Genomic DNA, 5635 nt, shown 5'->3' with positions numbered 1-5635 from the left:
GGCGGGCGGCAAGAGCTGCGCGATGCGGCCCGGCACGCGGGGGCCTGCCAGCGGAAAGCGGGCGATGTCTTCGAGCGTCACTTGGTTGCGCCCGGCAAGCGCGTGGCTAGCCCTGACGATGAAGCTGCCTTCACGCTCGGGGAACGGTTCCTTGACGAGGTCCGGATTCTTGTTGGCTTCACTCAGTTCGCCCATGGCGAGATCGAACTCGCCACTGTGAACGGCATCCGACAGTTTCCACCAGTCGAGTTCGCGCAGGCTGATCGCAATGCCTGGATCGGCCGCCTTCATCGCGGTGACGGCAGAGGCCGCCCAGGACTGCGAGATGAAGGCACCCACCGCGATGCGCAAGGTCTCGGAGGAGGCGTTGCGCAAGCTCTCGATCTTGCCACGAAACGCGGCCTCCGCCTTGACGAGCACGGCGGCTTCCTTGAGCGCCCGGCTACCGTCCGCCGTGAGGATGACGCCCTGTGACCCACGCTCGAACAAGGTGATGCCGATGTCCTTCTCAAGCGACTTGATGAGCCGCGTCAGATGCGGCTGGCTGATGCCCAAGCGCTGTGCGGCACGGTGGAAGTTCAGGGTTTCCGCAAGGGCGAGCGCGTATTTCAGACGGTCGATCATGAACTCTCGCGATACCAATTCAGTATCGGCAAGCTAGTATATCGGTATCGCGTGTTCAAGTAAGCGTCGTGCTCTGCCAAGGAGTGACAACGCATGACCATTTTCTGCAATCTCCACAAGCTGGCACTGATGGCGACCGTGGCGGCAAGCCTGTGGACCGCTGCCCCGCTCCCTGCGGTCTCGGCCGATGTACAGAAGGTGCCGACCCGCCTTGGCGATCTCACGCTGGAAAATGGCTATCCCAGCCACGACACCGCCGACCGCCTCTATGACGAGATGGATTTCCAGCGCGCCACGCAGGCCTATCTCTGGGCGCTCCCCGCGGTGGGCTTCAAGGCGCTCTATGGTGCGCAGACTAAGACCCTGGGCGCCGCCAATGGCGACATCATGTTCTACCGCAGCCTTGCCGACAAGGCGGGCATGCTCACCCCCAACATCACCACGCTCTATGCCTTCAGCTTCTGGGACCTCGCGAAACAGGGGCCGATGGTGGTGGATGTACCCGAGGGCCTGACGGCGGGCGGCGTGCTGGACATCTGGCAGCAGCCGATCACCGACATGGGCCAGACGGGGCCTGACAAGGGCAAGGGCGGCAAGTACCTGATCCTGCCGCCGGGCAGCCCCGACATTGATGCGCCAGGCTACCTGGTATTCCGCGCCCCATCCAACCAGGTTTGGTTCGGCACGCGCGGGCTCGACCCGGACAAGGCGGTGGCCGAAGCCACGCTCCGGAGGTTCAGCATTTATGGGTGGGACCAGCGCGACACGCCTTCGCCAACCAAGTTCGCCGAGGTTGGCGGGCGCCCCTGGCAATCCGCGCAACCCGACACGCTGGACTACTGGAAGCTCCTCGCCGAGCTCTATGCCAATGAGCCAGTGGCCCCGCGCGACCGCATGATGTTCGGCATGCTGGCGCCGCTCGGCATCGCGCCCGGCAAGCCCTTCAATCCCGATGCACGGCAGACGAAGATCCTCACCGAGGCCGCCAAGGTCGGTGAGCTGATGGCGCGCACCGTGGCCTATGACAAGCGCTACCAGGGCGCCACCGTCTATCCCGTAAAGCAATGGGAATATGCCGTGCTGTTCGACCTTGACCAGGAAACACCGGACAAGACCCGCGTGCAGTTCGACGAGCGGGCATCGTGGTTCTACGAGGCGATCGGCATGTCAGCCGGCATGCAGGGCCGCATCGTTGGCTTCGGACAGGTCTATCTCGAGACCTCGAAAGACAAGGACGGAAACTGGCTCGACGGCGGCAAGACCTACATGCTGCATGTCGATCCCAACCCACCGGTGAAACAGTTCTGGTCCATCACGCTCTACGACAACGTCACGCGTGGGCCGCTGATGACCGACCAAGGCGCTGCCGACCTGAGCTCGCGCAAGCCGGACCTTGTGACCAACGCCGATGGATCGGTCGATGTGTTCTTTGGGCCGGAGCGCCCGGCCGGTGCAGCGAACTGGATCAAGACGGCATCGGGCAAGGGCTGGTTTCCCTATTTCCGCTTCTATGCAGCAACCGAGCCCTATTTCGACAAGAGCTGGCAGCTCAACGACATCGAACTCGTGAAGTGAGACATGGATAAGCGGGCTTGCAGCGCGGAGAAGATGACATGCCGATCTCGATTAGCAGGCGCAGATTTTATGCCATTGCACTTTCAACGATGATGCCGTTGGCCAGCTCAACAGGTCGGGCCGAAACAAGCCTTACAGCTGATGAGGCGCGATCCATCACGCGGGGGGCTTGGTCCTATGCCTATGCACCCCTGCAGGGCTACCAGACCATGTACAACCAAACGCAGAACAAATCGTTTGCTGGCTATGTTGGCGGGTTCAACCGGTTCCGTCACTACGCGCGCTCGTCAACGCCAGCCGACACTGACATCGTCACCCCCAACAACGACACACCCTATTCCTGGGCATGGCTCGACCTGCGCGCAGAGCCTGTCGTCCTGTCACTTCCAGCCGTGCCGGCCCCGCGTTACTACGTAAACCAGTGGTTCGATCTCTATACCCACAATTTTGCCTATACAGGCGTACGCGCCACCGGGCGGGAGGCGGGAAACTACCTGTTCGCCGGACCTCGCTGGAAGGGCGAGATCCCGACGGGCATCAACAAGGTATTCGTTGCCGAAACTGAGTTTGTGGGAACGCTCACGCGCACACAGCTGTTCGGCCCGGATGACGTGGCTGCGATGCAGGCTGTACAGTCTGCCTTCAAGCTCACTCCGCTCTCAGAGTTTGCCGGCACGCCGGCACCGGCCCCCGCCCCTGCAGTCAACTGGCCGGTGTGGGATTCGGCAAAGGCCGAGGGGATCGACTTTATTTCTTATCTCAACGCGCTCCTGCCATTCATGCCGACGGTGCCTGCCGAGCAGGATATGTTCGCGCGCTTTGCCCGCATCGGCATCGGGCCCGGAACGCCCTTCGATACGGGCAGGCTGTCGCCGGAGATCAGGGCGGCAATGGAGGCAGGCATCGCCGAGGCCGCCACGGCCTTGAAGGAGGGGGCTATCCAGCAGAAGGATTCCCGGGCCTTGTTTGGCACGCGCCAGGAACTGGGTGACGGTTACATCACCAAGCGCAATTATGGCGCCATGCTCGGCATCTACGGCAACACAAAGGAAGAAGCCGTCTATGGCAGCCAGCAGACGGATGACAACGGCAAGCTTCTCGACGGCAGCCGCCATTGGGTATTGCGCTTCGAACCGGGCCAGTTGCCGCCCGTGACCGAGTTCTGGTCGATCACCATGTACAACCTGCCGCAGCGCTTCCTGGTTGATAATCCGATCAACCGCTATTCCATCGGCAGCCGCACGCCGGGCCTCACGCTGGGCGCGGACGGTTCACTCGAAATCTATATTCAAGTTGAGAATCCAGGTCCCGAGAAGGAGGCGAATTGGCTGCCTGCGCCCGAAGGTCCGTTCTTCTTCGTGGGCCGTTTCTATGGCCCGAAGCGACAGGCACTTGATGGCACCTGGGCCTTGCCACCACTGATCGAAGCAAAATGAACTACAGTGAAGATGACATTTGTTGAAATAGTAGGCCGTTCTCTTGGCTGATACCATAACAGCGTCGGCTCACGCAGCGACGGTCCATGCAGCTGCACGCAAATCTGCGTGGCTATCACACCAAGAGCCAGCAGTTCGCGAGCGAATTCTATCCAATTCCAGAATCGTTAAGTTTTCGAGGGGTGAGCGGATCATCCGCCTAGATCAAAAGGGATCCAACCTTTACTTCCTGTTTGAAGGAGCTGTTCAGGTCTTGGTTCCACGAGGTGACCTCGACGTTGTCCAGGCGCACTTGGTATCCCCGTTTGAATGGTTTGGCGAGTACGGGGCGTTTACAAAGCGAAACAATATTGCAGAGTACCGCGCCCGCATACCGAGCTCCGCTCTTGTTGTGCTGCAATCAAGACTCGCAGCACTAGAAGGAGACAATGATTTTTGCAGAGCCGCTACCGATCTCATCGCGGATTCGTTCAAGCGCTCTATCGACCTGTTTGCCGGATTTACGAGCCTGAAAGGTGACGAAAGAGTTCGCATGAAGCTCCATGCCCTCGCTGGTTCACGACGGTCAGCAGAAAGCGAGGAGCGCAAGATCGTAGTATCGCAAGATGAGTTAGCTGCGATGTCCTGTGTTTCACGTTCGGTGGTTTCAAAGGTACTTTCGGAACTCTCGAACGAGGGAACCATTATCGCTGAATATCGAGGTGTCGTTGTTCTCCATCGCGAGAAATTGCTCAGAGAGTAGAAGAGGGCTTTCGGCGACGCCATTTCGTCTGCCCGATCTCAGACGAGGCTGCCCCTTCCGCCGGGTAAAAGCTCATGATCCTCTACCCTGTGGCAGCAAGCGAAAGCCCTGGAACCCAGGGTTTACTTGAAGAACGCCTACGGCGCTCTTCTGACCAGGGTCCGTCAGGGAATGGCGATCTTCGTGCCGACTGGGCACGACAGCGATCCTACGCGTCCCAGCAGTGTCTATGATCCAGCCTACGAGTACTTGCTCCGGTGTGGCCTGCCATTGCTTCCTTGAGTTGTTAGATGCCAGTTTGCACTCCAGACCACTTAGACGGCCTGAATCAACAGGTTCTTGCTACAAAAGGCCGTTACAAATCAGTCGGTTACAATCCCGTACTAGTTTCGGCTATGTCCTCGAACATGGGCGCCTCCCAACAGGAGCGTACAAGATTGAAAAGAGCCACGGCACACCCTTCAATGTGAACTTCGACGCCTTTCCCGCTTGAACCATGCTGCTGCCAAGGCCTGGCGGAAGCATGAGAGACCATCCGATCTCAAGGCGCGAGGGTCAAGTTTGCCTAGTCCGTAGGCGTCTCGTTGATGATGCGGAGACGGCGGCGCTGCGCGATCTCCTCAAGGACCTTGAGATGCGCCTGCTGAACACTGGTCGTCTCGACCTTGGCGTCCGTCACCTGGGTCGGCTTGCCGAAAAGCCTGTCGAGCACGGCGTTGGACGCCATCAGGGCCACCCGGGGATCGTCGCTGTCGACCAATTCCACAAGGCGCTTTGCGGCCCGTTCCGAGGCAGCCTCCAGGGCTTCCTTCACCTCGGCTGGCATTCGCCGGGATTGCCGCTCACGCCCTTCTGGAAACGTCCGCTGACGGCTTTGCTGGGAGGGATGATGTCCATGTCGGCAGCTCCTGAACCGGCTCTGATCTGAGGTGTTATAATATAACATTTTTGTAGATTTCCAAAGGCGCTAGCGTTTGAAAATCACCCAATTCGCCTGGTGCCTTGGTACACGGCCGTAATCTTTACCCCTATTCGAAGGCACGACGTGCTCCTGAAAGAGTTGTGATAGAAAATACTTTTCAGACTTTTGCCAGCACCAGACCTTCTGATCTGCGATGCAGTCTCGCCAATCTTGCTTGAATGCCAGCGCGCCGGTTAAACTCGATACCGGAATGTATTTGTTTACAGTCCGCAGACCTCTCCCTATCGGGAACACGTAATCGCTAAACTGAACAAAGCCGATATCTCATTGCCAGAT

Annotated in this window: 5 protein-coding genes; 3 read left to right on the top strand and 2 right to left on the bottom strand. The window is 59.2% G+C overall.

The genetic code is table 11. The features are described 5' to 3' along the window. Positions 1-624 (bottom strand): LysR family transcriptional regulator (locus tag ACILRN_RS15465; protein ID WP_395689799.1); only part of this gene is annotated, 624 nt, incomplete at its 3' end. Positions 625-717: 93 nt separating this feature from the next. Between ACILRN_RS15465 and ACILRN_RS15460 the strand changes: the two genes are divergently transcribed. From ACILRN_RS15460 to ACILRN_RS15450, 3 genes are read left to right on the top strand one after another with little or no spacing between them, the layout of a single operon-like run. Then, positions 718-2199: a DUF1254 domain-containing protein gene (locus ACILRN_RS15460; protein WP_395689797.1), complete on the top strand. Its 1482-nt coding sequence runs from the start codon at positions 718-720 to the stop codon at positions 2197-2199. 38 nt (positions 2200-2237) lie between these two features. Next, complete coding sequence (locus tag ACILRN_RS15455; RefSeq protein WP_395689795.1) at positions 2238-3635, top strand: DUF1254 domain-containing protein; 1398 nt, start codon at positions 2238-2240, stop codon at positions 3633-3635. 43 nt (positions 3636-3678) lie between these two features. After that, on the top strand, positions 3679-4377 hold the full coding sequence (locus tag ACILRN_RS15450; protein WP_395689794.1) for a Crp/Fnr family transcriptional regulator: 699 nt from the start codon (positions 3679-3681) through the stop codon (positions 4375-4377). Positions 4378-4942: 565 nt separating this feature from the next. On the opposite strand, the gene ACILRN_RS15445 is transcribed toward ACILRN_RS15450, so the two are convergent. Beyond that, positions 4943-5203, bottom strand: coding sequence for a hypothetical protein (locus ACILRN_RS15445; RefSeq protein ID WP_395689792.1), 261 nt, complete (start codon positions 5201-5203; stop codon positions 4943-4945). Positions 5204-5635: the final 432 nt, after the last annotated feature.

The sequence above is a fragment of the Aestuariivirga sp. genome (assembly GCF_044238155.1).
In the GTDB taxonomy this organism is placed as follows: domain Bacteria; phylum Pseudomonadota; class Alphaproteobacteria; order Rhizobiales; family Aestuariivirgaceae; genus Aestuariivirga.
The sequence above is the reverse complement of the archived record's forward strand: the minus strand, read 5'-3'. Positions and strand labels throughout refer to the sequence as shown.

Coding starts and splice junctions, on each gene's coding strand:
- ACILRN_RS15455 (WP_395689795.1), top strand. CDS start 2,238: ATGCCGATCTCGATTAGCAGGCGCAGATTTTATGCCATTGCACTTTCA.
- ACILRN_RS15460 (WP_395689797.1), top strand. CDS start 718: ATGACCATTTTCTGCAATCTCCACAAGCTGGCACTGATGGCGACCGTG.
- ACILRN_RS15445 (WP_395689792.1), bottom strand. CDS start 5,203: ATGCCAGCCGAGGTGAAGGAAGCCCTGGAGGCTGCCTCGGAACGGGCC.